This window comes from Pseudomonas sp. 20P_3.2_Bac5 (genome assembly GCF_025466035.1).
Classification (GTDB): domain Bacteria; phylum Pseudomonadota; class Gammaproteobacteria; order Pseudomonadales; family Pseudomonadaceae; genus Aquipseudomonas.
Window position 1 is genome coordinate 106,014 of record NZ_JANLOA010000130.1, and the last position, 25,378, is coordinate 131,391.

Here is a 25,378-nt window from a genome sequence, read left to right on the forward strand (position 1 = left end):
ACTACGGCTCACCGGCCAGGGGAATCTTCAGGTAGCTCACGCCGTTGTCCTCAGGCTCGGGGAACTGGCCGCTGCGCATGTTGATCTGCACAGACGGCAGCATCAGCACCGGCATCTCCAGGGTTGCGTCACGGGCCTGGCGCATGGCGACGAATTCGTCCTCGCTGATGCCTTGGTGAATATGGATGTTGCTGGCACGCTGCTCCGCAACCGTGGTCATGTAGCGCAACTCGCGACCACCGGGTAAGTAGTCGTGGCACATGAACAGTCGGGTGTCGTCGGGCAGGGCGAGGATGCGCATGATCGAGCGGTACAGCACGCGTGCGTCGGCGCCGGGAAAGTCGCAGCGGGCGGTGCCATAGTCAGGCATGAACAGGGTGTCGCCAACGAAGGCCACGGTCTCGCCGGCGGCTTCCACCAGGAAGGTCATACAGGCCGGCGTATGCCCCGGGGTGTGCAAGGCACGGGCCTGCAAACCGCCAATGGTAAAAGTGGCCTCGTCGTCGAACAGCACATCGAACTGGCTGCCATCGCGAGCAAAGCCGGGACCGGCGTTGAACAGCGTGCCGAAGGTCTTCTGCACCTGGGTGATCCGGCTGCCGATTGCCAGTTGTCCGCCGAGGACCTTTTTCAGGTACGCCGCCGCGGAAAGATGATCGGCGTGGACGTGAGTTTCCAGAATCCACTGCACGCTAGCGCCCAGCGCTTTTACACGGTCAATCAGACGATCAGCGTTGTGAGTGTCGGTGCGCCCGGACTTCGGGTCATAGTCGAGCACGCTGTCGATCAATGCGCAGTGCCTGGTTTCGGTGTCCATGACCAGATAGCTGATGGTCCAGGTCGTGCTGTCGAACAGCGCTTCCACATAGAGATTGCCGGCGATGATCATTATCCATTCTCCAGAAAGGTCACTAGGCCGACCACCGATGAACAGGGTGAGTGAACGCATCTTACCTCGGCGTTTGCGCGAACTTTGGCTTTGAATTGATAAACCCCAGAAACAAGAAACCCGGCTTTCGCCGGGCTTTTTGTTTCACGTGGAACAATCAGAAGTCGAGGTTGGACACCGACAACGCGTTGCTCTCGATGAACTCACGGCGTGGCTCGACCGCATCACCCATCAGGGTGTTGAAGATCTGGTCAGCCGCGATTGCGTCTTCGATGGTCACCTTGAGCATGCGACGCACGCTTGGGTCCATGGTGGTTTCCCACAACTGATCCGGGTTCATCTCACCCAGACCTTTGTAGCGCTGGATGGTGTGGCGCTTAGTGCTTTCATTCATCAGCCATTCAAGTGCTTCCTTGAACTCGCTGATGGCTTTCTTGCGCTCACCCCGTTGAACGTAGGCGCCATCGTCCAGCAGCGTGCTGAGCTGTGCACCCAGTGCGGTGACGGTGCGATAGTCGTTGCTGCCGAAGAAGTCACGGTTGAAGGTGACGTAGCTCGCCAGGCCGTGGGAGGTGATTTCCACTTCCGGCAGCCACACGTTGCGCTCGCGGTCTTCACGCAGACTGGCCTTGTACAGCAGGCCCGACTTCTCGCTGGTGCTCAGGCGCTCTTTGAACTTGTCCAGCCACCCGGTCATCTTCGCGTGGTCAGAAAGATCTTCCAGCGAAACGGCCGGCAGGTACAGGAAGTGCTCGGTCAGTTCCAGCGGGTACAGACGCGACAGACGCTTGAGCGTCTTCATTACCGAACGGAACTCATTGACCAGGCTTTCCAGCGCAGGGCCGGAGATCGCTGGAGCAGACTCGTTCAAGTACAGAGCTGCGTCTTCCAGGGCCGACTGGGTCATGTACTCTTCCATGGCCTCGTCGTCCTTGATGTACTGCTCCTGCTTGCCTTTCTTCACCTTGTACAGCGGCGGCTGGGCGATGTAGATGTAGCCGCGCTCGACCAGCTCCGGCAACTGACGGAAGAAGAAGGTCAACAGCAAGGTACGGATGTGCGAACCGTCGACGTCAGCATCGGTCATGATGATGATGTTGTGATAGCGCAGCTTGTCGATGTTGTACTCATCGCGGCCGATACCACAGCCCAATGCGGTGATCAGGGTGCCCACTTCCTGGGACGAGATCATCTTGTCGAAGCGTGCTTTCTCGACGTTGAGGATCTTGCCCTTCAGCGGCAGGATCGCCTGGGTCTTGCGGTTACGACCTTGCTTGGCCGAGCCACCCGCGGAGTCACCCTCCACCAGGTACAGTTCGGAAAGGGCAGGGTCTTTCTCCTGGCAGTCCGCCAACTTGCCCGGCAGACCGGCGATATCCAACGCGCCTTTACGGCGAGTCATTTCCCGCGCTTTACGGGCAGCTTCACGAGCGCGCGCAGCGTCGATCATCTTGCCGACCACAGCCTTGGCTTCGTTCGGGTTTTCCAAGAGGAAGTCAGAGAAGTACTTGCCCATCTCCTGCTCGACAGCCGTCTTCACTTCGGAGGAGACCAGCTTGTCTTTGGTCTGCGAGCTGAACTTCGGATCCGGCACCTTGACCGAAATGATCGCGGTCAGACCTTCACGGGCATCGTCACCGGTGGTCGAGACCTTGTTCTTCTTGGCCAGACCTTCCTGCTCGATGTAGTTGTTCAGGTTACGCGTCAGCGCAGAACGGAAGCCCACCAGGTGAGTACCGCCATCGCGCTGAGGAATGTTGTTGGTGAAGCAAAGCAGGTTTTCGTTGAAGCTGTCGTTCCACTGCAGGGCGATCTCGACGCCCACGCCATCTTCACGCTGGACGTTGAAGTGGAACACCTGGTTCACCGGAGTCTTGTTGGTGTTCAGGTACTCAACGAATGCACGCAGGCCGCCTTCGTATTTGAAGGCTTCTTCTTTACCCGAGCGCTCGTCTTTCAGCAGGATGCCAACGCCAGAGTTCAGGAACGACAGTTCACGAATCCGCTTGGCCAGGATGTCCCAGCTGAAATGAATGTTCTTGAAAGTTTCAGCCGAAGGCTTGAAGTGAATCTGGGTGCCGGTGGTTTCACTGTCGCCAACGATTTTCATCGGAGCTTGTGGAACACCGTGGACGTAGATCTGCTCCCAGATTTTGCCGCTACGACGAACAGTCAGGGTCAGCACTTCGGACAGGGCGTTTACTACTGAAACGCCTACACCGTGCAGACCACCGGAAACTTTATAGGAGTTGTCGTCGAACTTACCGCCGGCGTGCAGTACGGTCATGATGACCTCTGCGGCGGAAACACGTTCTTCTTTATGCACATCAACCGGAATGCCGCGACCGTTGTCGCGTACGGTGATGGATTCATCCGTGTGGATGATTACAGTAATGTCGTCACAGTGGCCGGCGAGGGCTTCGTCGATCGAGTTGTCGACCACCTCGAACACCATGTGGTGCAGGCCGCTGCCGTCATCAGTGTCGCCAATGTACATACCGGGGCGCTTGCGCACGGCATCCAGCCCTTTCAGCACTTTAATGCTGGAGGAATCGTACGTTTGATTTTCGCTCATGCCTTCACTCCCGATGGTCGTGGGTCTGGGTGATACGGCCCTGTTCCACGTGGAACAAAGCAACCGGCGTATCCATCTGCCAGCCTTCCCTCAGTAATTCGTGATCTACACAGGTGATAAAAACCTGGCAGCGTAAGTCTTCCAACAAGCGGCAAAGTGCACGACGGTGCTGCTCGTCCAGTTCGGACGGCAGGTCATCCACCAGGTAAATACATTGGCCGCGACGTGCCTGGCTGACCAGGTGTCCCTGGGCGATACGCAATGCGCAGACCACCAGCTTTTGCTGGCCGCGGGACAAAATATCCGCGGCATTGTTGGCGCCCAATCTGAGGCGCAAATCTGCACGCTGTGGACCCGCCTGGGTATGTCCCATCTGCTGATCGCGCTGGACGGAGGCCGCGAGAACGTCACTTAGCTCTCGGTCTTTATCCCATCCGCGGTAGTAACTCAGGGTAAGCCCTTCGAGTTCCAAAAGTTCGCTGAGGATTTGCTCGAAAACAGGCTTCAACGCTTTGATGTAATTACGGCGATATTCGTCGATTTCCGCACTGGCCAGGCACAATTCCCGGTCCCAAGCCGCTTGGGAAATAGCGTCAAGTGTACCATGCCGCAACCACGAGTTTCGCTGCCGAAGTGCCTTCTGCAAGCGCTGCCAAGTCCCCATAAAACGAGGTTCCACGTGGAACACTCCCCAATCGAGGAACTGTCGGCGGATTTTCGGCGCACCTTCAAGCAGGCGAAAACTGTCTGGATTGATCAATTGCAACGGCAGGATTTCCGCCAACTGGGCGGTACCGCGAGCGTTCTGCCCGTCGATACGGATGGTGAAGTCACCCTGCCGCTCCCGCGAAACACCCAGATTGCTTGAGGCGCCATTCTCCAACGCCACTTGGCCGAAGACCGTACACGTGGGCTGTTCATACTGAATGACGGGGTTCAGACGAGTGCTACGGAATGAACGAGCGAGCCCCAGCAGATAAATGGCTTCCAGCACGCTGGTTTTGCCGCTGCCGTTATCGCCGTACAGAATGTTGATTCGCGGGGAGGGTGAGAAGGTCACCGGGTGCAGGTTGCGCACCGCGGTGACAGAGACACGACTGAGGGACATCTAGACAGGTCTGGGCAATTACAGGCGCATCGGCATAACGACATAAGAAGAGTCGTCGTTGCCCGCTTCCTGCAGCAGCGCACTGCTGTTGGAGTCGGAAAGGATCAGACGAACCTGTTCGGTCGTCATGACGCCCAGTACGTCCAGCAGATAGCTGACGTTGAAACCAATCTCGAGCGAGCCGCCGTTGTAGTCGACGCTGATTTCTTCCTCAGCCTCTTCCTGCTCCGGGTTGTTCGCCTGGATCTTCAATTGGCCAGCGGCCAGTTGCAGACGGATCCCGCGGTACTTCTCGTTGGAAAGAATCGCGGTGCGGCTGAACGCTTCGCGCAGCGCCTGACGATCACCCAGCACCAGCTTGTCACCGCCTTTTGGCAGAACGCGCTCGTAGTCCGGGAACTTGCCGTCGACCAGCTTCGAGGTGAAGGTGAATTCGCCAGTAGTTGCGCGGATATGGTGCTGGCCCAGCACGATGCTGACAGTGCCGTCTGGTTCGGTCAGCAGGCGCGCCAGCTCAAGAATACCTTTGCGAGGCACGATGACCTGATGGCGATCAGCCTGACCGATGTCAGCGCTCATCGAGCACATGGCCAGACGGTGACCGTCGGTGGCTACGGCGCGCAGGGTGCCTGTGGATACTTCCAGCAGCATACCGTTGAGGTAGTAACGGACGTCCTGCTGCGCCATGGCAAAGCTGGTGCGTTCGATCAGTCGACGCAGACGGCTCTGTTCCAGGGTGCAGGTCAACGAGCCTGGGCCTTCTTCCACAGTCGGGAAATCATTGGCCGGCAAGGTCGACAGGGTGAAGCGGCTACGGCCGGCCTTCACCAGGAGTTTCTGCTCGTCGACCTTGATGTCGATCAGAGCGTCGTTGGGCAAGCTCTTGCAGATATCCATCAGCTTGCGCGCAGGAACCGTGATCTCGCCCGGCTCGGCAGGTTCTTCCAGTTGGACGCGGCCAACCAGTTCCACTTCCAGGTCGGTACCGGTCAGCGACAACTGTTGACCCTGGACCACCAGCAGTACGTTGGACAGTACTGGCAAGGTCTGGCGGCGCTCTACGACACCTGCGACCAGTTGCAGGGGTTTCAACAGGGCTTCGCGTTGAATGGTGAAATGCATGGTCTAGTCCCTTGCCTTGAAAAGCTGCGCCGACATCAGGTTGTCAGAGTCCGCAGCAGGTTCTTGTAGTCCTCGCGGATATCCGCGTCGGATTCCTTGAGTTCGTTGATCTTGCGGCAGGCGTGCAACACCGTGGTGTGATCGCGTCCGCCAAAAACGTCGCCGATTTCCGGCAGGCTGTGGTTGGTCAGTTCCTTAGACAGGGCCATTGCCACTTGTCGAGGCCTGGCCACCGAACGCGAGCGTCGCTTGGAGAGCAGATCGGAAATCTTGATCTTGTAGTACTCGGCGACGGTGCGTTGAATGTTATCCACACTCACCAGCTTGTCCTGCAGCGCCAGCAGGTCCTTGAGCGATTCGCGAATCAGCTCGATGGTGATATCGCGCCCCATGAAGTGCGAGTGAGCGATGACACGCTTGAGCGCACCTTCGAGTTCCCGGACGTTGGAGCGGATGCGCTGGGCAATGAAGAATGCCGCGTCGTGCGGGAGGTCGACCTTTGCCTGGTCAGCCTTCTTCATCAGGATCGCTACACGGGTTTCCAACTCTGGAGGTTCGACCGCTACGGTCAGGCCCCAGCCGAAGCGCGATTTCAGACGCTCTTCCAGGCCTTCGATTTCCTTCGGATAACGGTCGCTGGTGAGAATCACCTGCTGACCGCCTTCGAGCAGGGCGTTGAAGGTGTGGAAAAACTCTTCCTGCGAACGCTCCTTGCGAGCGAAGAACTGAATGTCATCGATCAGCAGTGCGTCCACGGAGCGGTAGAACCGCTTGAACTCGTTGATCGCGTTGAGCTGCAGCGCCTTGACCATGTCAGCGACGAAGCGCTCGGAGTGCAGGTACACAACTTTGGCATTGGGGTTCTTCTTGAGCAGGTGGTTACCCACAGCGTGCATCAAGTGAGTCTTACCAAGGCCAACGCCCCCATAAAGGAAGAGCGGGTTGTAACCGTGTTTGGGATTGTCCGCTACCTGCCACGCGGCAGCGCGCGCCAGCTGGTTGGACTTGCCCTCGACGAAGTTCTCGAACGTGAACGTACGGTTGAGGTAGCTGGTGTGCTTCAGCGCACCCTCGACTTGCACCGTGCGCTGTTCAGAACGTCCGTTGCCGGCAGCCGGTGCGCTGACGGGCACCTCGACCATGGCATCGAAACTATCCCGCGAAGGACTGTCCTCAACAGCAGGCGCGACAGGAGCAGCGGCTGGAGCGCTGTTCACTGGCTCGCTGGCCACTGCTGGCCGGGCCTGGGCCGCAGCTTGCGCCTGTGACGCGGCGACTGACGCAGCCAAGGGCGCGTTGGGCGCCGCACGCGGAGCAGAGCTGCGACGGCTGCCTATTAATAAGGAGAGCGAAGGAGCGGCGCCGTTGCCGTGCTCACCCAGCAGCTCGAGCAGGCGGCTCAGGTACTTCTCATTGACCCAGTCGAGTACGAAACGGTTAGGCGCGTAAACGCGCAACTCGTCGCCTTCGGCTTCGACTTGTAGTGGACGGATCCAAGTGTTGAATTGCTGGGTAGGCAGTTCGTCGCGCAGAAGCTCCACGCACTGCTGCCAAAGTTCCACTGACACGGATATCCCCTGAATTTGAAAGCCGGTGAGGGCCAGTGAGGCAAAAACAAGCGGCCATTGTACCGGGCGACCGCACACTTATCCACACGGGACTGGCCCAAGAGAGGCGATAAATCAGTCATTTACTGACCAAAATCCAATCTACCCGGTGTGAATAAGCTCTGTGGATAACCGCACCTGAGGACTATGCACAAGTCGGGGCTGAACCCTGTTGATAACTTGCCTGTTGATAACTCCCTGTTTTATCCACCGCTTTTCCGAGGGTCCGGCACAGCCAGAGCACCGTTTCCCGACAGGGTTTCAGATCTCTGTACAGTACGTGAATAAAGGCCTGTAGAGCTTTATCCACAGAAATTCTCTGTATAAGATTTATAAGTTCTACAGAAAAGCTTTAAATACCTCTTCTCTTTTTTTCTATGTTTAATCGCGATGTCCCTGAGTGAGGTGATCTCACGGGAAAGGAACGCGCCGTTTTTTTACCTATAAGGAAACGCTGGTTGGAAATTGACCTACGAGCTTGCTTTCTCTAGAATCGCCGGTCTCTTAAAACGGGGGCCATTCCGGCCCGTTGTCACGAACCAGGTAACACGCCATGAAACGTACTTTCCAACCAAGCACCATCAAGCGCGCTCGCACTCACGGTTTCCGTGCTCGTATGGCCACCAAGAACGGCCGTGCCGTACTGTCCCGCCGTCGTGCCAAAGGCCGTAAGCGCCTGGCAGTTTGATTTTTCGGCATCGGTGGTGAGTCAGGACTTCAGTCGGGAAAAGCGTCTGCTGACCCCTCGACACTTCAAAGCGGTCTTTGACTCTCCATCAGGCAAGGTGCCAGGCAAGAGTCTCTTGCTCCTTGCCCGCGAGAACGGCCTTGATCACCCCCGCCTGGGTTTGGTGATCGGCAAGAAGAGCGTCAAGCTTTCCGTTCAACGCAACCGCTTGAAGCGTTTGATGCGCGATTCGTTTCGCCTTCACCAGGAGATCCTGGTCGGCTGGGACATTGTCATCGTCGCGCGCAAAGGCCTTGGCGATATAGAAAACCCGGAATTGCACCAGCATTTTGGCAAGCTCTGGAAGCGACTCGCTCGTAGTCGGCCCTCTCCAGTGGTCAAGACCGAATCTGTAGGGGTGGACCGTCCAGATGCGTAAACTGGCACTCGTTCCGATCCAGTTTTACCGTTACGCCATCAGCCCATTGATGGCCAGTCATTGCCGTTTCTACCCAAGTTGCTCCTGCTATGCGTACGAAGCCATCGAAAAACATGGTCTCTTGCGTGGCGGGTGGCTGACCGTTCGTCGGCTGGGTCGCTGCCATCCCTGGAATGCCGGCGGCTTTGACCCGGTTCCGCCAGTTCCTTCTTCCCGTACTTCTTCGATAGCCGAGTAATCATGGATATTAAACGCACGATCCTGATCGCCGCCCTGGCAATCGTGTCCTATGTCATGGTCCTCAAGTGGAACCAGGACTACGGCCAGGCTGCCCTGCCGACTCAGAATGTTGCTGCCAACACTGTCGCGCCGTCTCTGTCGGACACCCCGAATGCTGGCAACAGCGCAAGTGCTGATGTTCCAAGCGCCAGCGGCGAATCCAGCCCAGCCGAACTGGCTCCGGTGGTCGTCAGCAAGGACCTGATCCGGGTCAAAACCGATGTTCTCGATCTGGCTATCGACCCAAGCGGTGGTGACATCGCGCAACTGATGTTGCCGAAATACCCGCGCCGTCAGGACCACCCTGAAATTCCGTTCCAGTTGTTCGACAACGGCAACGAGCGTGTTTACCTGGCTCAAAGTGGCCTGACCGGCGTCAATGGCCCGGATGCACGTTCGACTGGTCGTCCGCTGTACGCCACTGAACAGAAAAGTTATCAACTGGCTGATGGCCAGGACCAACTGGTCGTCGACCTGAAATTCAGCGACGCCGGCGTCAACTACATCAAGCGCTTCTCCTTCAAGCGCGGTGAGTACGACCTGACCGTCACTTACCTGATCGATAACCAGAGTGGTCAGCCATGGACCGGTAACCTGTTCGCGCAACTGAAGCGTGATGCGAGTTCCGATCCGTCGTCGTCGACCGCTACCGGCACTGCCACCTACTTGGGCGCTGCCCTGTGGACAAGTTCCGAGCCCTACAAAAAGGTGTCCATGAAGGACATCGACAAGGGCAATTTGAAAGAAAATGTGACCGGTGGCTGGGTAGCCTGGCTGCAGCACTACTTCGTGACCGCATGGATTCCGAAGTCCGGTGAGAACAACATTGTTCAAACCCGCAAAGACAGCCAAGGCAACTACATCATCGGTTTCACTGGCCCAGCGCTGAACGTGGCCACGGGTGCCCAGGCTGAAACCAGCACCATGCTGTACGCCGGTCCGAAGATTCAGGACAAGCTGAAAGCGTTGTCCCCAGGTCTGGAACTGACTGTCGACTACGGCATTCTGTGGTTCATCGCCCAGCCTATCTTCTGGCTGCTGCAACATATCCACAGCCTGCTCGGCAACTGGGGCTGGTCGATCATCGCCCTGACCATGCTGATCAAGCTGCTGTTCTTCCCGCTCTCGGCCGCCAGCTACAAGTCGATGGCGCGCATGCGTGCCGTGGCCCCTAAACTGGCTGCCCTGAAAGAACAGCATGGCGACGACCGGCAGAAAATGTCGCAAGCCATGATGGAGCTGTACAAGAAAGAGAAGATCAACCCGCTGGGCGGCTGCTTGCCGATCCTGGTGCAGATGCCGGTCTTCCTCTCGCTGTACTGGGTACTGCTGGAAAGTGTCGAGATGCGTCAGGCACCGTGGATGTTCTGGATCACCGACCTGTCGATCAAGGATCCGTTCTTCATCCTGCCGATCATCATGGGCGCAACCATGTTCATCCAGCAGCAGCTGAACCCGACTCCGCCGGATCCGATGCAGGCCAAGGTGATGAAGCTGATGCCAATCATCTTCACCTTCTTCTTCCTGTGGTTCCCGGCTGGTCTGGTGCTGTACTGGGTTGTGAACAACTGCCTGTCGATCGCACAGCAGTGGTACATCACCCGCAAAATCGAGGCAGCCACCAAGAAGGCCGCTGCCTGACAGGTTAGCCAGCTAATCTGTGGATAAACGCCCCACTCGTGGGGCGTTTTGCTATCTGACGTTTTTGTTTCGAGGCCACCGACCATGAATTCCCGTCGTGAAACCATCACCGCCATCGCTACCGCCCAAGGCCGCGGCGGGGTGGGCATTGTGCGTATCTCCGGGCCTTTGGCCAGCCAGGCCGGCCAAGCGATCACTGGTCGTCAACTGAACCCGCGGCATGCTCATTACGGCCCGTTTCGCAGTGAAGACGGTCTGGTTCTCGACGAAGGCATCGCCTTGTTCTTCCCCGGGCCGAACTCGTTCACCGGCGAGGACGTGCTGGAGCTCCAGGGCCATGGCGGTCCGGTGGTACTGGATATGCTTCTGCAGCGCTGTGTACAACTGGGTTGCCGGCTGGCGCGCCCCGGAGAATTCAGTGAGCGCGCCTTTCTCAACGACAAGCTCGACCTGGCGCAGGCGGAAGCCATCGCCGACCTGATCGAGGCGAGTTCTGCACAGGCTGCTCGCAATGCATTGCGTTCGTTGCAGGGGGAATTCTCGCGCCGTGTGGATAACCTCACCGAGCGCCTGATCAGCCTGCGAATCTATGTGGAAGCCGCCATCGATTTTCCCGAGGAAGAAATCGACTTTCTCGCCGATGGCCATGTCCTCGGCATGCTCGATCAGGTCCGCGAAGATCTGGCCTTGGTAATGCGTGAAGCCGGGCAGGGCGCTTTGTTGCGCGATGGTATGACGGTTGTGATTGCCGGCCGGCCCAACGCGGGCAAGTCCAGTCTGCTGAACATGCTTGCCGGTCGCGAGGCGGCAATCGTTACCGAGATCGCCGGTACAACCCGGGATATCCTGCGCGAACATATCCACATCGACGGCATGCCGCTGCACGTTGTGGATACTGCAGGCCTGCGTGACACCGAGGACCATGTGGAAAAAATCGGTGTGGAGCGTGCGCTGAAGGCCATTGGAGAGGCCGATCGGGTGCTGTTGGTCGTGGACGCCACTGCTCCCGAGGCCTGCGACCCGTTTGCGTTATGGCCGGAGTTCCTCGATCAGCGGCCGCAGCCTGACAAAGTTACCCTGATTCGCAACAAGGCCGACCTCACGGGCGAGTCGATTGGCATAGAACAGTGTGCGGATGGCCACGTCACGATCACTCTCAGCGCCAAAGCGCCCGATATGGGCCTGGATCTGCTGCGCGAACACCTCAAAGCCTGCATGGGTTATGAACAGACCGCCGAAAGTGGCTTCAGCGCCCGCCGGCGTCATCTGGAGGCGTTGCGTCAGGCCAGCGCGAGTCTCGAACACGGTCGCGCGCAATTGACCCTGGCAGGCGCCGGGGAGCTGCTGGCGGAAGATTTGCGTCAGGCCCAGCAGTCTTTGGGTGAAATTACCGGGGCATTCAGCTCCGACGACCTCCTGGGTCGAATCTTCTCCAGCTTCTGCATCGGCAAATAAGCGTTCTTATCCACAGACCGGGTCGCATCTGACGGCCCGGCTGTAGCGTCTTTCTGCACCTTTCACTTATCCACTGACGAAGATTCCGGGCTTGCCTGGGGCTTTCGCCTGCCCGCTTGTCCACAAAATGCCGGAATAAGCCCTGTGGAAAACCCGCCTTCAGCTCCGTTGATAACTAGGCCTCAAGGCTGGAGATAAATTCGCCTGTGGGTAAATAGCAGTTTAATCCACAGGCTTAAGGCGCTTATCCATAGCCCCCAGGGGTGGTGATGAACAGGGTTTTGAAACGCTGTACATATTGATCTATATGGGCTGTAGAACGTTATCCACAGATAGGTGCTGCACTAAGAATAAACATAAAAACAAAGCTTTTATAAAGTTTTCTTCGTTATTTCTATTGCCGGCCATTCATCCACAGGCTGGTTAAATTTTGTGCAAAAGGTTCCTTTAGGAGGGGGTAAGTCCCTATACTTGCCAGCTATCCCTTTTTTATTCCCGAAACAGGCACGAGGTGCGTGGTGGATTTCCCTTCCCGTTTTGAAGTGATCGTCATCGGCGGCGGCCATGCCGGTACCGAGGCTGCGCTTGCGTCAGCACGTATGGGTGTCAAAACCCTGCTGCTGACCCACAACGTGGAAACCCTCGGGCACATGAGCTGCAACCCGGCTATCGGTGGTATTGGCAAGAGCCACCTGGTCAAGGAAATCGATGCGCTCGGTGGTGCCATGGCACTGGCCACAGACAAGAGCGGCATCCAGTTCCGCGTTCTGAACAACCGCAAGGGCCCGGCAGTAAGGGCAACCCGTGCGCAAGCCGACCGCGCGATCTACAAGGCGGTGGTCCGGGAGATTCTCGAGAACCAGCCCAACCTGTGGATATTCCAGCAGTCCTGCGATGACCTCATCGTCGAGCAGGATCAGGTGCGCGGCGTTGTGACCCAGATGGGTCTGCGGTTCTTCGCCGACTCTGTGGTATTGACCACCGGCACCTTCCTCGCGGGACTTATCCACATCGGTCTGCAGAACTATTCCGGTGGTCGGGCCGGTGATCCGCCAGCGATCGCCCTGGCCCATCGCTTACGTGAATTACCGTTACGCGTGGGTCGCCTGAAAACCGGTACTCCACCGCGCATCGATGGACGTTCTGTGGATTTCTCGGTGATGACCGAACAGGCAGGTGATACCCCGATCCCGGTGATGTCGTTCATGGGCTCGAAGGAAATGCACCCGCGGCAGGTCAGTTGCTGGATTACCCACACCAATGAGCGGACCCACGAAATCATCGCGTCCAATCTCGACCGCTCGCCGATGTATTCCGGCGTCATCGAGGGCATTGGTCCGCGCTACTGCCCATCGATCGAAGACAAGATCCATCGGTTCGCTGACAAGCAGAGCCATCAGGTCTTCATCGAACCCGAAGGCCTCAACACCCACGAGCTGTATCCGAACGGGATATCCACATCCCTGCCGTTCGATGTGCAGTTGCAGATCGTGCGTTCGATCCGCGGTATGGAGAACGCGCACATCGTTCGCCCGGGCTACGCCATCGAGTACGACTACTTCGATCCGCGCGACCTGAAATACAGCCTGGAAACCAAAGTGATCGGCGGGCTGTTCTTTGCCGGGCAGATCAATGGCACCACGGGCTACGAAGAAGCCGGAGCCCAGGGATTGCTGGCGGGCGCCAACGCCGCGTTGCGTGCGAAAGGTCTGGAAAGCTGGTGCCCGCGCCGCGACGAAGCCTACATCGGCGTATTGGTCGACGACCTGATTACCCTGGGTACCCAGGAGCCGTACCGCATGTTCACGTCTCGCGCCGAGTACCGCCTGATCCTGCGCGAAGACAACGCGGATCTGCGCCTTACCGAAAAAGGCCGCGAACTTGGGCTCGTGGATGACGCACGCTGGGAGGCGTTCACTGCCAAGCGCGAAGGAATCGAGCGTGAAGAACAGCGTCTGAAATCCACCTGGATACGCCCGGGTACCGAGCAGGGCACCGCCGTTGCCGAACGATTCGGCACCCCGCTGAGCCACGAGTACAACCTGCTCAACCTGTTGAGCCGCCCGGAAATCGACTATGCCGGCCTCGTGGAAGTGACCGGTGGCAGCGATGTGGATGACCAGGTTGCTGAGCAAATCGAGATCAAAACCAAATACGCCGGTTACATCGACCGGCAACAGGAAGAAATCGCTCGCCTGCGTGCCAGCGAAGACACCCGCCTGCCGGAAGATATCGACTACAGTGGTATTTCCGGGCTATCCAAGGAGATCCAGGGCAAGCTCGGCCAGTCGCGGCCGGAAACCCTGGGCCAGGCTTCGCGTATCCCGGGCGTGACCCCCGCGGCGATTTCCCTGTTGTTGATTCATCTGAAGAAACGCGGCGCTGGCCGCGGTCTGGAGCAAAGCGCTTGAGTTCTATGGTCACCGCAAAACACGCCGATGAGTTGTCCACAGGGGCCCGCCAACTCGGGCTCGAGCTGAGCGAGGCGCAGCAGGAGCAACTGCTGGCCTATCTGGCTTTGTTGATCAAATGGAACAAGGCTTACAACCTCACCGCAGTACGCGATCCGGATGAGATGGTGTCTCGCCATCTGCTCGACAGCCTCAGCGTGATGTCGTTTATCCACAGCGACCGCTGGCTGGACGTTGGCAGTGGTGGGGGAATGCCGGGAATTCCGTTGGCTATCCTGCATCCGGAGAAGCAGGTCACGGTGCTGGACAGCAATGGCAAGAAAACCCGCTTCCTCACCCAGGTGAAACTGGAGCTGAAGCTGGACAACCTGACAGTTATCCACAAGCGGGCCGAAGAGTTCCAACCTGAGCAGCCATTCACCGGGATCATCTCGCGTGCTTTCAGCAGCATGGAAAATTTCACTAACTGGACGCGGCACCTGGGGGATTCCCAGACACAGTGGCTGGCAATGAAAGGACTGCATCCAGCCGATGAGCTGGTAGCATTGCCGGCAGATTTCGAAGTGGAGAGCGAGCAGGCCTTGACCGTTCCAGGTTGCCAAGGCCAACGCCATCTGCTGATACTGCGCCGCACGGCATGACTGGGAACACAAGCAAGAATGGCTAAGGTATTCGCGATTGCGAACCAAAAAGGGGGCGTGGGTAAAACCACCACCTGTATCAATCTCGCGGCCTCGCTGGTAGCAACCAAGCGTCGCGTGCTGCTGATTGACCTCGATCCACAAGGCAACGCCACCATGGGTAGCGGTGTGGATAAACATGTCCTGGAACATTCGGTCTACGATCTGCTGATCGGCGAGTGCGACCTGGCCCAGGCCATGCACATCTCCGAGCACGGTGGTTATCAACTGCTGCCGGCCAACCGTGACCTGACCGCCGCCGAGGTGGTGCTGCTGGAAATGCAGATGAAGGAAAGCCGTTTGCGCAATGCGCTGGCGCCTATCCGGGAAAGCTACGACTACATCCTCATCGACTGTCCGCCATCGCTGTCGATGCTGACCCTCAATGCCTTGGTCGCCGCCGATGGCGTGATCATTCCGATGCAGTGTGAATACTATGCACTGGAAGGTCTCAGCGACCTTGTGGATAACATCAAGCGCATTGCTGCCCGCCTGAATCCCGAGCTCAAGATCGAAGGCCTGCTGCGGACGATGTACGACCCGCGCCTGAGCCTGAACAACGATGTTTCGGTGCAGCTCAAGGAGCATTTCGGCGAGCAGCTCTACGACACGGTCATTCCTCGCAACATTCGCCTGGCCGAGGCTCCGAGCTTTGGCATGCCGGCGTTGGCCTACGACAAGCAATCCCGAGGCGCCCTGGCTTACCTGGCCCTGGCGGGCGAACTCGTTCGTCGCCAGCGTCGTCAAACTCGCACTGCACAGACAACTTAAGGAATCCGCATGGCCGTTAAGAAACGAGGTCTCGGACGTGGGTTGGATGCACTGTTGAGTGGTCCGACCGTCAGCGCGCTCGAAGAGCAAGCTGTAAAGGTCGACAAGAAAGAACTGCAACACCTGCCGTTGGACCTGATCCAGCGCGGCAAGTACCAGCCACGTCGGGATATGGACCCGCAGGCGCTTGAAGAACTGGCCCAGTCGATCAGAGGCCAGGGCGTCATGCAGCCGATCGTGGTCCGCCCTATCGAGGGTGATCGCTACGAAATCATCGCCGGTGAGCGGCGCTGGCGTGCCAGCCAGCAGGCCGGGCTCGACACTATCCCGGCGATGGTGCGCGATGTGCCGGATGAAGCTGCCATTGCGATGGCGCTGATCGAGAACATCCAGCGTGAAGATCTCAATCCGGTTGAGGAAGCGAATGCGCTGCAACGTCTGCAGACCGAATTCCAGCTGACTCAGCAACAGGTTGCCGATGCCGTGGGCAAGTCGCGGGTCACCGTGGCCAACCTGCTGCGTCTGATCTCCTTGCCGGAAGTCATCAAGACCATGTTGTCCCATGGCGATCTGGAAATGGGGCACGCACGTGCACTGCTCGGATTACCGGAAGAACAGCAGGTTGAAGGGGCGCGACACGTTGTCGCACGCGGGCTGACGGTACGTCAGACCGAAGCGCTGGTTCGCCAGTGGCTCAGTGGCAAACCTGAGCCTGTGGAACCAGCCAAGGCCGATCCGGATATAACCCGTCTGGAACAACGGCTGGCCGAGCGTTTAGGGTCTTCTGTACAGATACGTCATGGCAATAAAGGCAAGGGCCAATTAGTTATTAAGTACAACTCCCTGGATGAGTTGCAGGGCGTCCTTGCTCACATCCGCTGAAACAATTCCCTTTGTAGCGCGTAGTCGGAAATCACTACCCGGCAGTTGAATAGGGGTTAAACCGCCCCTATACTCTGCGCGCATTTTGTCGGCACAAATTATGCCAAGTCATAGTTGACTGGTTGGCCGACTTCAGGGGAGCAGTTTTGATGGAAACCCGCACGCCAAACCGCTTGCCTTTCCATCGCTGGGCGGTTTTCCCGGTACTGCTGGCCCAATGTGTCGTGTTTCTGTTGGCAGCTTTGGCTTTGTGGCAGTGGCGCGGGACAGTCAGCGGATATTCAGGTCTCTGTGGAGGTCTGATCGCCTGGCTACCGAATGTGTATTTCGCCTATAAGGCTTTCCGGTTTACCGGGGCCCGGGCAGCGCAAGCCATCGTCAAGTCGTTTTACGCAGGCGAGGCAGGCAAATTGATTTTGACGGCGGTGCTGTTCGCACTGACGTTCGCAGGAGTGAAGCCATTGGCGCCATTAGCAGTATTCGGCGTCTTCTTGCTGACCCAACTGGTCAGCTGGTTCGCGCCCCTGCTGATGAAAACAAGACTTTCGAGACCTTAGGGCGTTTGAGGCAAACATGGCAGCAGAAACCGCTTCGGGCTATATCCAGCACCACTTGCAGAACCTGACCTTCGGTCAACTACCAGATGGCGGTTGGGGCTTTGCCCATTCCGCAGCAGAAGCCAAGGCAATGGGCTTCTGGGCGTTCCATGCGGACACCCTGGGTTGGTCGTTCGGTCTGGGCCTGATCTTCATTCTTCTTTTCCGCGCCGCGGCGAAAAAAGCGACCTCCGGCCTGCCCGGCGGTCTGCAGAACTTCGTTGAAGTGCTGGTCGAGTTCGTCAACGGCAGCGTGAAGGACTCCTTCCACGGCCGCAGCCCGGTCATCGCACCGCTGGCACTGACCATCTTCGTCTGGGTCTTCATGATGAACGCCGTCGACCTGATTCCGGTCGACTGGATTCCTCAGCTGGCGATCATGATCTCGGGTGATCCGCACATTCCGTTCCGTGCCGTATCCACCACCGACCCGAACGCCACGCTGGCCATGGCAATCTGTGTGTTCGCGCTGATCATTTTCTACAGCATCAAGGTCAAGGGCCTGGGCGGCTTCCTCGGTGAACTGACCCTGCACCCGTTCGGTAGCAAGAACATCTTCGTGCAGATCCTGCTGATTCCGGTCAACTTCCTGCTCGAGTTCGTGACCCTGATCGCCAAGCCGATCTCGCTGGCTCTGCGTCTGTTCGGCAACATGTACGCCGGCGAGCTGGTGTTCATCCTGATTGCCGTGATGTTCGGCTCCGGCCTGCTGTGGCTGAGCGGTCTGGGTATCGTGCTGCAATGGGCGTGGGCTGTGTTCCACATCCTGATCATCACGCTGCAAGCATTCATCTTCATGATGCTCACCATCGTCTACCTTTCGATGGCGCACGAAGATAACCATTAAGACCGCCTGGCGTGTCTGATGATCCTCCCGTCGGTACGAGGGAGGGTCGAAAAAGTCCGCAAGGGCACCGTTGTACCAAACGATTTTGTTTTACCGCTTCAAACTAAAAAACCTAACCAATACGACGTAAAAGTCGGGAGGAAAGATGGAAACTGTAGTTGGTCTTACCGCTATCGCTGTTGCTCTGCTGATCGGCCTGGGTGCTCTGGGTACCGCCATTGGTTTCGGCCTGCTGGGCGGCAAGTTCCTGGAAGGCGCTGCTCGCCAGCCAGAGATGGTTCCAATGCTCCAAGTTAAAATGTTCATCGTTGCCGGTCTGCTCGACGCCGTAACCATGATCGGTGTTGGTATCGCACTGTTCTTCACCTTCGCGAACCCCTTCGTTGGTCAAATCGCAGGCTAATCACTCGATCATTCGAGTGGATTGGTGTGATAGACGAAGAACGAGCGAGGTGTTGGCGTGAATATTAATGCAACCCTGATTGGTCAGTCCCTTGCGTTCTTGATTTTCGTGGTGTTCTGCATGAAGTTTGTATGGCCTCCGGTCATTGCAGCTCTGCAAGAACGTCAAAAGAAGATCGCGGACGGACTGGACGCTGCCAACCGAGCAGCTCGCGACCTGGAGCTGGCCCAAGATAAAGCGGGTCAGCAACTGCGCGAAGCTAAAGCTCAGGCAGCCGAAATCATTGAGCAAGCCAAGAAGCGCGGTGCTCAGATCGTCGAGGAAGCCCGTGATCAGGCCCGCGTCGAAGCTGACCGTGTGAAGGCTCAGGCTCAGGCCGAGATCGAACAGGAAATTAACAGCGTCAAAGACGCGCTGCGCGCCCAAGTGGGTAGCCTGGCCGTTAACGGTGCTGAAAAGATCCTTGGCGCCACAATCGATCAAAACGCGCATGCGGAGCTGGTTAACAAACTGGCCGCTGAAATTTAAGCGAGGGCGATCATGGCAGAACTGACCACGTTGGCCCGACCTTACGCTAAGGCTGCCTTTGAGCACGCCCAGGCCCATCAGCAACTGGCCAATTGGTCAGCCATGCTCGGCCTGGCTGCTGCAGTGTCGGAAGACGGCACAATGCAGCGCCTGCTCAAGGCCCCGCGACTGACGAGCGCAGAAAAGGCCGCCGCATTCATTAATGTCTGCGGTGACAAGTTTGATGCACAGGCACAGAATTTCATTCATGTTGCCGCGGAAAACGATCGTCTCCTGCTGTTGCCGGAGATTTCGTCGTTGTTCGAGCTGTACAAGGCCGAACAAGAGAAATCCGTGGACGTGGAAGTCACCAGTGCTTTTGCGTTGAACCAAGAACAGCAAGACAAACTCGCCAAGGTTCTCAGTGCACGGCTCAGCCGGGAAGTGCGCCTGCATGCGACGGAGGATGCCTCCCTTATCGGTGGTGTCGTGATCCGCGCAGGTGACCTGGTAATCGATGGCTCGGTTCGCGGCAAAATCGCGAAACTGGCCGAAGCATTGAAATCTTGAGTTTGAAGGGGCAGCAGAGCAATGCAGCAACTCAATCCTTCCGAAATTAGTGAAATCATCAAGGGCCGCATCGAGAATCTCGATGTAGCCTCCCAAGCCCGCAACGAAGGTACTGTCGTCAGCGTTTCTGACGGCATCGTGCGGATTCACGGTCTGGCCGACGTTATGTACGGCGAAATGATCGAGTTTCCAGGCGGCGTCTACGGTATGGCCCTCAACCTGGAGCAAGACTCCGTTGGTGCGGTAGTACTGGGCGCTTACGACACCCTCGCTGAAGGCATGAGCGCCAAGTGCACCGGCCGCATCCTGGAAGTTCCTGTTGGTAAGGAACTGCTGGGTCGCGTCGTTGACGCACTGGGCAACCCAATTGACGGCAAAGGCCCGCTGGGCAACACCGAGACCGACGCGGTCGAGAAAGTTGCTCCGGGCGTTATCTGGCGTAAGTCGGTAGACCAGCCTGTACAGACTGGCTACAAATCCGTCGACGCCATGATTCCTGTCGGCCGTGGCCAGCGCGAGCTGATCATCGGTGACCGTCAGATCGGTAAGACCGCCATGGCGATCGACGCCATCATCAACCAGAAAGACTCCGGTATTTTCTGCGTTTATGTTGCCGTTGGCCAAAAGCGTTCCACCGTCGCCAACATCGTTCGCAAGCTGGAAGAAAACGGCGCCCTGGCCAACACCATCGTGGTGGTTGCCAGTGCTTCGGAATCCGCCGCACTGCAATTCCTGGCGCCATACGCCGGTTGCACCATGGGCGAGTTCTTCCGCGACCGCGGTGAAGACGCACTGATCGTTTACGACGACCTGTCCAAGCAAGCCGTTGCCTACCGTCAGATCTCCCTGCTGCTGCGCCGTCCACCAGGACGTGAAGCGTACCCAGGTGACGTGTTCTATCTCCACTCCCGTCTGCTGGAGCGTGCTTCGCGCGTTTCCGAAGAGTACGTCGAGAAGTTCACCAACGGCGCTGTAACTGGCAAGACCGGTTCCCTGACCGCACTGCCGATCATCGAAACCCAGGCTGGCGACGTTTCCGCGTTCGTTCCGACCAACGTGATTTCCATCACCGACGGTCAGATCTTCCTGGAATCGGCCATGTTCAACTCGGGCATCCGCCCTGCAGTTAACGCCGGTGTTTCGGTATCCCGTGTGGGTGGTGCCGCTCAGACCAAGATCATCAAGAAGCTGTCCGGTGGCATCCGTACCGCTCTGGCTCAGTACCGTGAACTGGCGGCATTCGCCCAGTTCGCCTCTGACCTGGACGAAGCTACCCGTAAGCAACTCGAGCACGGTCAACGTGTTACCGAGCTGATGAAGCAGAAGCAATACGCTCCTATGTCCATTGCTGACATGGCGCTGTCGCTGTATGCCGCTGAGCGTGGGTTCCTGACCGACGTTGAAATCGCCAAGATCGGTAGCTTCGAACAAGCCCTGATCGCTTACTTCAACCGTGATCACGCCGAACTGATGGCGAAGATCAACGTGAAGGGTGACTTCAACGACGAAATCGACGCTGGCATCAAAGCCGGTATCGAGAAGTTCAAGGCCACCCAAACCTGGTAAGCCGCAGCGGGGGCTTTGCAGCCCCCGCTTGCTAACCTGATAGGTGTTACATGGCAGGCGCAAAAGAGATTCGCAGTAAGATTGCGAGCATCAAAAGCACGCAAAAAATTACCAGCGCCATGGAAAAAGTGGCGGTCAGCAAAATGCGCAAGGCTCAAATGCGCATGGCTGCTAGCCGTCCTTACGCGGAGCGCATCCGCCAGGTGATTGGTCATCTGGCCAACGCCAACCCGGAATACCGCCACCCGTTCATGATCGATCGCCCTGTAAAGCGCGCCGGTTATGTCGTAGTGAGCAGTGACCGTGGTCTGTGCGGCGGCTTGAACACCAACCTGTTCAAGGCCCTGGTCAAGGACATGGCGGTAAACCGCGAACAAGGCGTCGAGATCGATCTGTGCGTGGTCGGCAGCAAGGGTGCAGCATTCTTCCGTAGCTTCGGCGGTAACGTTGTTGCTGCGATCAGCCACCTGGGCGAAGAGCCGTCGATCAACGATCTGATCGGTAGCGTCAAAGTCATGCTGGACGCTTACCTGGACGGCCGTATCGATCGTCTGTCCGTGGTATCGAACAAGTTCATCAATACCATGACGCAACAGCCAACGGTCGAGCAGTTGATTCCGTTGGTGGCAACCCCGGATCAAGAACTCAAGCACCACTGGGACTACCTCTACGAACCTGACGCCAAAGAGCTGCTGGACGGCTTGATGGTGCGTTACGTGGAGTCGCAGGTCTACCAGGCGGTGGTCGAGAACAACGCGGCTGAACAAGCTGCCCGGATGATCGCGATGAAGAACGCCACCGACAACGCCGGTGACCTGATCAGCGAATTGCAGCTGATCTACAACAAGGCGCGTCAGGCTGCGATCACCCAAGAGATCTCGGAAATCGTCGGCGGCGCTGCCGCGGTTTAACGGTTCAAATATTCAGAGGATCCAGCTATGAGTAGCGGACGTATCGTTCAAATCATCGGCGCCGTCATCGACGTGGAATTCCCACGTGACAGCGTTCCGAGTGTGTATAACGCACTGAAAGTACAAGGCGCAGAAACCACCCTGGAAGTTCAGCAGCAGCTGGGCGACGGCGTGGTTCGTACCATTGCGATGGGTTCGACCGAAGGCTTGAAGCGCGGTCTGGACGTTATCGACACCAAGGCAGCCATCTCCGTACCGGTCGGTAAAGCGACCCTGGGCCGGATCATGGACGTCCTGGGCAACCCGATCGACGAAGCTGGTCCGATCGGCGAAGAAGAGCGTTGGGGCATTCACCGTCCTGCGCCTTCCTTCGCTGACCAGGCAGGCGGCAACGACCTGCTGGAAACTGGCATCAAGGTTATCGACCTGGTTTGCCCGTTCGCCAAGGGTGGTAAGGTTGGTCTGTTCGGTGGTGCCGGTGTAGGCAAAACCGTAAACATGATGGAACTGATCCGTAACATCGCCATCGAGCACAGCGGTTATTCCGTGTTCGCCGGTGTGGGTGAGCGTACTCGTGAGGGTAACGACTTCTACCACGAGATGAAGGACTCCAACGTTCTCGACAAAGTAGCCTTGGTCTACGGTCAGATGAACGAGCCACCAGGAAACCGTCTGCGCGTAGCGCTGACCGGCCTGACCATGGCTGAGAAGTTCCGTGACGAAGGTAACGACGTTCTGCTGTTCGTCGACAACATCTATCGTTACACCCTGGCCGGTACTGAAGTATCCGCACTGCTGGGCCGTATGCCTTCCGCAGTAGGTTACCAGCCGACCCTGGCTGAAGAGATGGGCGTTCTGCAAGAACGTATCACTTCGACCAAGGAAGGTTCGATCACCTCGATCCAAGCGGTATACGTACCTGCGGACGACTTGACCGACCCGTCGCCAGCGACCACCTTCGCCCACTTGGACGCCACCGTCGTACTGTCCCGTGACATCGCTTCCCTGGGTATCTACCCAGCGGTCGATCCACTGGACTCGACTTCGCGCCAACTGGACCCGAACGTCATCGGCAACGAGCACTACGACACCGCCCGCGGCGTCCAGTACGTGCTGCAGCGCTACAAAGAGCTGAAAGACATCATCGCGATCCTGGGTATGGACGAACTGTCCGAAACCGACAAGCAGCTGGTATCCCGTGCTCGTAAGATCCAGCGCTTCCTGTCCCAGCCGTTCTTCGTGGCAGAAGTCTTCACTGGTTCCCCAGGTAAATACGTTTCCCTGAAAGACACCATTGCTGGCTTCAGCGGCATCCTCAAAGGTGACTACGACCACCTGCCAGAACAAGCGTTCTACATGGTCGGCAGCATCGAAGAAGCGGTCGAGAAAGCCAAGAAACTGTAATCCCGGCGCCCCGAAAGGGGCGCTAATCAGGTCGAGGCAAGCAAATGGCTATGACAGTCCATTGCGATATCGTCAGCGCGGAAGGAGAAATCTTCTCCGGTCTGGTCGAGATGGTGGTTGCGCACGGTAACCTGGGTGATCTTGGTATCGCTCCAGGCCACGCGCCGCTGATCACCAATCTCAAGCCGGGTCCGATCACGCTGACCAAGCAGGGCGGCTCCCAGGAAGTGTTTTACATCTCTGGTGGCTTCCTTGAGGTCCAGCCGAACATGGTCAAGGTTCTCGCCGACACCGTGCAACGCGCTGCAGACCTGGATGAAGCTCAGGCGCAGGAAGCCCTCAAGGCTGCCGAAAATGCCCTGAACAGCAAAGGCGCGGATTTCGATTACAGCGCCGCTGCTGCACGTCTGGCCGAGGCCGCAGCCCAGCTGCGTACCGTCCAGCAAATGCGCAAGAAGTAATACGGCGCTTGCCGATCACTTCTGACGCAATTGAGTTAAAGGGTAGCCTCGGCTACCCTTTTTCTTTTTCCGAATTCTTCCCCCGGTCACATCGCTGATCACCCAGGATTGGTAGCCAGTCAATGTCTCTCGATATCGTTATTCTCGCCGCAGGCCAAGGCACTCGCATGCGTTCCGCATTGCCGAAGGTGCTGCACCCGGTCGCCGGCGACTCCATGCTTGGCCACGTTATCCACAGCGCACGCCAGTTGCAGCCGCAGGGCGTGCATGTCGTCATTGGCCATGGCGCAGAGCTGGTCCGTGAACGCCTTGCCGCGGATGATCTGAATTTCGTTCTCCAGGACAAACAACTGGGCACCGGCCATGCCGTCGCTCAGGCGCTGCCAGCGCTGAGCGCTGAGACCGTGCTGATTCTCTACGGCGACGTACCGTTGATCGAAGTGGAAACCCTCAAGCGCCTGCTGGCGAAGGTCAACGAGCAGCAACTCGGCTTGCTGACCGTCACCCTGCAAGACCCCACCGGCTATGGCCGCATCGTGCGCGACGCCGAGGGCAAGGTCGCGGCGATTGTCGAGCACAAGGATGCCAGCGAAGCGCAGAAAGCCATTCGCGAAGGCAACACCGGTATTCTCGCCGTCCCGGGCGCGCGCCTGACCGAGTGGCTGGGCCGCCTGTCCAACGACAATGCCCAGGGCGAGTATTACCTCACCGATGTGATCGCCATGGCTGTAGCCGATGGTCTGGTCGTCGCCACCGAGCAGCCGCTGGACCCGATGGAAGTGCAGGGCGCCAATGATCGTCGGCAACTGGCCGAGCTGGAGCGTCATTACCAGCTCCGCGAGGCTCGCCGCCTGATGGCCCTCGGCGTAACCCTGCGAGATCCGGCGCGTTTCGATATTCGCGGCGAGGTCAGTGTCGGCCGCGACGTCCTCATCGATATCAACGTGGTTCTGGAAGGCCGCGTGGTAATCGAAGATGACGTCCAGATCGGACCGAATTGCGTGATCAAGAACAGCACCCTGCGCAAGGGCGTCGTCATCAAGGCGAACAGCCATATCGAAGGCGCCGTGCTGGGTGAGGGCAGCGATGCCGGTCCGTTCGCTCGTCTGCGTCCGGGCACCGTGCTGGAAGCCCGTGCCCATGTGGGTAACTTTGTCGAGTTGAAGAACGCTCATCTGGGCGAAGGCGCCAAGGCCGGCCACCTGACTTACCTGGGAGACGCGGAAATTGGTGCCCGTACCAACATCGGCGCCGGCACCATCACCTGTAACTATGACGGCGCCAACAAGTTCAAGACCGTGCTGGGTGAGGACGTGTTCATCGGTTCGAACAACTCGCTGGTTGCCCCTGTGGATATCAAGGACGGCGCGACTACTGCTGCCGGTTCGACCATCACCCAGAACGTAGAGCCTTCGCAGTTGGCGGTGGGTCGGGCTCGCCAGAAAAATATCGATGGTTGGAAGCGGCCGGAGAAGCTCAAGAAGGACTGAGTTATACACAAGTGAAGAAGAAGGCCGACCTGCAGTGTGCATAAGTCGGCCTTTTTCATTTTCAAGCTGGCTATGTGGATAACCGTCGGGGCCAACA

Annotated in this window: 24 protein-coding genes; 19 read left to right on the forward strand and 5 right to left on the reverse strand. The window is 57.9% G+C overall.

What is annotated here, in order from left to right; genetic code table 11:
• Position 1: 1 nt before the first annotated feature.
• From NTD88_RS25300 to dnaA, 5 genes are all read right to left on the reverse strand, one after another.
• Positions 2-889: an MBL fold metallo-hydrolase gene (locus NTD88_RS25300; RefSeq protein WP_262156529.1), complete on the reverse strand. Its 888-nt coding sequence runs from the start codon at positions 887-889 to the stop codon at positions 2-4.
• A gap of 157 nt (positions 890-1,046) precedes the next feature.
• Positions 1,047-3,464, reverse strand: a complete 2,418-nt coding sequence (gene gyrB / locus NTD88_RS25305; protein ID WP_262156487.1) for a DNA topoisomerase (ATP-hydrolyzing) subunit B — start codon at positions 3,462-3,464, stop codon at positions 1,047-1,049.
• A gap of 4 nt (positions 3,465-3,468) precedes the next feature.
• Positions 3,469-4,572, reverse strand: a complete 1,104-nt coding sequence (gene recF / locus NTD88_RS25310; protein WP_095159114.1) for a DNA replication/repair protein RecF — start codon at positions 4,570-4,572, stop codon at positions 3,469-3,471.
• 18 nt (positions 4,573-4,590) lie between these two features.
• Positions 4,591-5,694, reverse strand: coding sequence for a DNA polymerase III subunit beta (gene dnaN, locus NTD88_RS25315; protein WP_042121660.1), 1,104 nt, complete (start codon positions 5,692-5,694; stop codon positions 4,591-4,593).
• 35 nt (positions 5,695-5,729) lie between these two features.
• Positions 5,730-7,262 carry a chromosomal replication initiator protein DnaA gene (gene dnaA / locus NTD88_RS25320; RefSeq protein WP_095159115.1) on the reverse strand — a complete coding sequence of 511 codons (1,533 nt, stop codon included), beginning with the start codon at positions 7,260-7,262 and terminating at the stop codon, positions 5,730-5,732.
• A gap of 592 nt (positions 7,263-7,854) precedes the next feature.
• Between dnaA and rpmH the strand changes: the two genes are divergently transcribed.
• The 19 genes from rpmH to glmU all read left to right on the forward strand — a co-directional run bounded on the left by rpmH (position 7,855) and on the right by glmU (position 25,281).
• Positions 7,855-7,989 carry a 50S ribosomal protein L34 gene (gene rpmH / locus NTD88_RS25325; RefSeq protein WP_002551315.1) on the forward strand — a complete coding sequence of 45 codons (135 nt, stop codon included), beginning with the start codon at positions 7,855-7,857 and terminating at the stop codon, positions 7,987-7,989.
• A 13-nt stretch (positions 7,990-8,002) separates the two neighbouring features.
• Complete coding sequence (gene rnpA, locus NTD88_RS25330; RefSeq protein WP_218241378.1) at positions 8,003-8,407, forward strand: ribonuclease P protein component; 405 nt, start codon at positions 8,003-8,005, stop codon at positions 8,405-8,407.
• Positions 8,400-8,645, forward strand: a complete 246-nt coding sequence (yidD, locus tag NTD88_RS25335) for a membrane protein insertion efficiency factor YidD (protein ID WP_095159116.1) — start codon at positions 8,400-8,402, stop codon at positions 8,643-8,645. The genes rnpA and yidD overlap by 8 nt, the downstream gene beginning before the upstream one ends.
• 2 nt (positions 8,646-8,647) lie before the next feature.
• Positions 8,648-10,327: a membrane protein insertase YidC gene (yidC, locus tag NTD88_RS25340; protein WP_095159117.1), complete on the forward strand. Its 1,680-nt coding sequence runs from the start codon at positions 8,648-8,650 to the stop codon at positions 10,325-10,327.
• Between the two features lie 84 nt (positions 10,328-10,411).
• Positions 10,412-11,782 (forward strand): tRNA uridine-5-carboxymethylaminomethyl(34) synthesis GTPase MnmE, encoded by a 1,371-nt coding sequence (gene mnmE / locus NTD88_RS25345; RefSeq protein ID WP_095159118.1) that lies wholly within the window; start codon positions 10,412-10,414, stop codon positions 11,780-11,782.
• Positions 11,783-12,300: 518 nt separating this feature from the next.
• Positions 12,301-14,193, forward strand: a complete 1,893-nt coding sequence (gene mnmG / locus NTD88_RS25350) for a tRNA uridine-5-carboxymethylaminomethyl(34) synthesis enzyme MnmG (protein WP_262156488.1) — start codon at positions 12,301-12,303, stop codon at positions 14,191-14,193.
• A complete protein-coding gene (rsmG, locus tag NTD88_RS25355; protein WP_095159120.1) occupies positions 14,190-14,834 on the forward strand; it encodes a 16S rRNA (guanine(527)-N(7))-methyltransferase RsmG in 645 nt (214 codons plus the stop codon). Before mnmG ends, rsmG begins: the two co-directional genes overlap by 4 nt.
• A gap of 18 nt (positions 14,835-14,852) precedes the next feature.
• Complete coding sequence (locus NTD88_RS25360; RefSeq protein WP_095159121.1) at positions 14,853-15,644, forward strand: ParA family protein; 792 nt, start codon at positions 14,853-14,855, stop codon at positions 15,642-15,644.
• A 9-nt stretch (positions 15,645-15,653) separates the two neighbouring features.
• Positions 15,654-16,526 carry a ParB/RepB/Spo0J family partition protein gene (locus NTD88_RS25365; protein WP_095159122.1) on the forward strand — a complete coding sequence of 291 codons (873 nt, stop codon included), beginning with the start codon at positions 15,654-15,656 and terminating at the stop codon, positions 16,524-16,526.
• A gap of 149 nt (positions 16,527-16,675) precedes the next feature.
• The gene (locus NTD88_RS25370) at positions 16,676-17,083 is read left to right on the forward strand and encodes a F0F1 ATP synthase subunit I (RefSeq protein ID WP_095159123.1); all 408 of its coding nucleotides are present in this window, start codon (positions 16,676-16,678) and stop codon (positions 17,081-17,083) included.
• Positions 17,084-17,099: 16 nt separating this feature from the next.
• Positions 17,100-17,969: a F0F1 ATP synthase subunit A gene (gene atpB, locus NTD88_RS25375; protein WP_095159124.1), complete on the forward strand. Its 870-nt coding sequence runs from the start codon at positions 17,100-17,102 to the stop codon at positions 17,967-17,969.
• Between the two features lie 145 nt (positions 17,970-18,114).
• On the forward strand, positions 18,115-18,372 hold the full coding sequence (gene atpE / locus NTD88_RS25380; RefSeq protein WP_003097235.1) for a F0F1 ATP synthase subunit C: 258 nt from the start codon (positions 18,115-18,117) through the stop codon (positions 18,370-18,372).
• A 57-nt stretch (positions 18,373-18,429) separates the two neighbouring features.
• On the forward strand, positions 18,430-18,900 hold the full coding sequence (locus NTD88_RS25385; RefSeq protein WP_095159125.1) for a F0F1 ATP synthase subunit B: 471 nt from the start codon (positions 18,430-18,432) through the stop codon (positions 18,898-18,900).
• Positions 18,901-18,912: 12 nt separating this feature from the next.
• The gene (locus NTD88_RS25390) at positions 18,913-19,449 is read left to right on the forward strand and encodes a F0F1 ATP synthase subunit delta (RefSeq protein WP_095159126.1); all 537 of its coding nucleotides are present in this window, start codon (positions 18,913-18,915) and stop codon (positions 19,447-19,449) included.
• Positions 19,450-19,470: 21 nt separating this feature from the next.
• Entirely contained in the window at positions 19,471-21,015 is a 1,545-nt protein-coding gene (gene atpA, locus NTD88_RS25395) for a F0F1 ATP synthase subunit alpha (RefSeq protein ID WP_095159127.1), read from the forward strand.
• 50 nt (positions 21,016-21,065) lie between these two features.
• Positions 21,066-21,926, forward strand: coding sequence for a F0F1 ATP synthase subunit gamma (gene atpG, locus NTD88_RS25400; protein WP_095159128.1), 861 nt, complete (start codon positions 21,066-21,068; stop codon positions 21,924-21,926).
• A gap of 27 nt (positions 21,927-21,953) precedes the next feature.
• A complete protein-coding gene (gene atpD / locus NTD88_RS25405; RefSeq protein WP_095159129.1) occupies positions 21,954-23,330 on the forward strand; it encodes a F0F1 ATP synthase subunit beta in 1,377 nt (458 codons plus the stop codon).
• 44 nt (positions 23,331-23,374) lie between these two features.
• A complete protein-coding gene (locus tag NTD88_RS25410; RefSeq protein ID WP_095159130.1) occupies positions 23,375-23,791 on the forward strand; it encodes a F0F1 ATP synthase subunit epsilon in 417 nt (138 codons plus the stop codon).
• A 122-nt stretch (positions 23,792-23,913) separates the two neighbouring features.
• Positions 23,914-25,281 carry a bifunctional UDP-N-acetylglucosamine diphosphorylase/glucosamine-1-phosphate N-acetyltransferase GlmU gene (gene glmU, locus NTD88_RS25415; protein ID WP_262156489.1) on the forward strand — a complete coding sequence of 456 codons (1,368 nt, stop codon included), beginning with the start codon at positions 23,914-23,916 and terminating at the stop codon, positions 25,279-25,281.
• Positions 25,282-25,378: the final 97 nt, after the last annotated feature.

Excerpts from the sequence above, each read along its gene's own strand:
- NTD88_RS25410 (WP_095159130.1), top strand. The coding sequence starts at position 23,375 with ATGGCTATGACAGTCCATTGCGATATCGTCAGCGCGGAAGGAGAAATC.
- atpD (WP_095159129.1), top strand. The coding sequence starts at position 21,954 with ATGAGTAGCGGACGTATCGTTCAAATCATCGGCGCCGTCATCGACGTG.
- glmU (WP_262156489.1), top strand. The coding sequence starts at position 23,914 with ATGTCTCTCGATATCGTTATTCTCGCCGCAGGCCAAGGCACTCGCATG.
- recF (WP_095159114.1), bottom strand. The coding sequence starts at position 4,572 with ATGTCCCTCAGTCGTGTCTCTGTCACCGCGGTGCGCAACCTGCACCCG.
- yidC (WP_095159117.1), top strand. The coding sequence starts at position 8,648 with ATGGATATTAAACGCACGATCCTGATCGCCGCCCTGGCAATCGTGTCC.
- gyrB (WP_262156487.1), bottom strand. The coding sequence starts at position 3,464 with ATGAGCGAAAATCAAACGTACGATTCCTCCAGCATTAAAGTGCTGAAA.
- NTD88_RS25390 (WP_095159126.1), top strand. The coding sequence starts at position 18,913 with ATGGCAGAACTGACCACGTTGGCCCGACCTTACGCTAAGGCTGCCTTT.
- NTD88_RS25360 (WP_095159121.1), top strand. The coding sequence starts at position 14,853 with ATGGCTAAGGTATTCGCGATTGCGAACCAAAAAGGGGGCGTGGGTAAA.
- atpE (WP_003097235.1), top strand. The coding sequence starts at position 18,115 with ATGGAAACTGTAGTTGGTCTTACCGCTATCGCTGTTGCTCTGCTGATC.
- rpmH (WP_002551315.1), top strand. The coding sequence starts at position 7,855 with ATGAAACGTACTTTCCAACCAAGCACCATCAAGCGCGCTCGCACTCAC.
- atpG (WP_095159128.1), top strand. The coding sequence starts at position 21,066 with ATGGCAGGCGCAAAAGAGATTCGCAGTAAGATTGCGAGCATCAAAAGC.
- NTD88_RS25370 (WP_095159123.1), top strand. The coding sequence starts at position 16,676 with ATGGAAACCCGCACGCCAAACCGCTTGCCTTTCCATCGCTGGGCGGTT.
- atpA (WP_095159127.1), top strand. The coding sequence starts at position 19,471 with ATGCAGCAACTCAATCCTTCCGAAATTAGTGAAATCATCAAGGGCCGC.
- atpB (WP_095159124.1), top strand. The coding sequence starts at position 17,100 with ATGGCAGCAGAAACCGCTTCGGGCTATATCCAGCACCACTTGCAGAAC.
- NTD88_RS25365 (WP_095159122.1), top strand. The coding sequence starts at position 15,654 with ATGGCCGTTAAGAAACGAGGTCTCGGACGTGGGTTGGATGCACTGTTG.
- NTD88_RS25300 (WP_262156529.1), bottom strand. The coding sequence starts at position 889 with ATGATCATCGCCGGCAATCTCTATGTGGAAGCGCTGTTCGACAGCACG.
- yidD (WP_095159116.1), top strand. The coding sequence starts at position 8,400 with ATGCGTAAACTGGCACTCGTTCCGATCCAGTTTTACCGTTACGCCATC.
- mnmE (WP_095159118.1), top strand. The coding sequence starts at position 10,412 with ATGAATTCCCGTCGTGAAACCATCACCGCCATCGCTACCGCCCAAGGC.
- dnaN (WP_042121660.1), bottom strand. The coding sequence starts at position 5,694 with ATGCATTTCACCATTCAACGCGAAGCCCTGTTGAAACCCCTGCAACTG.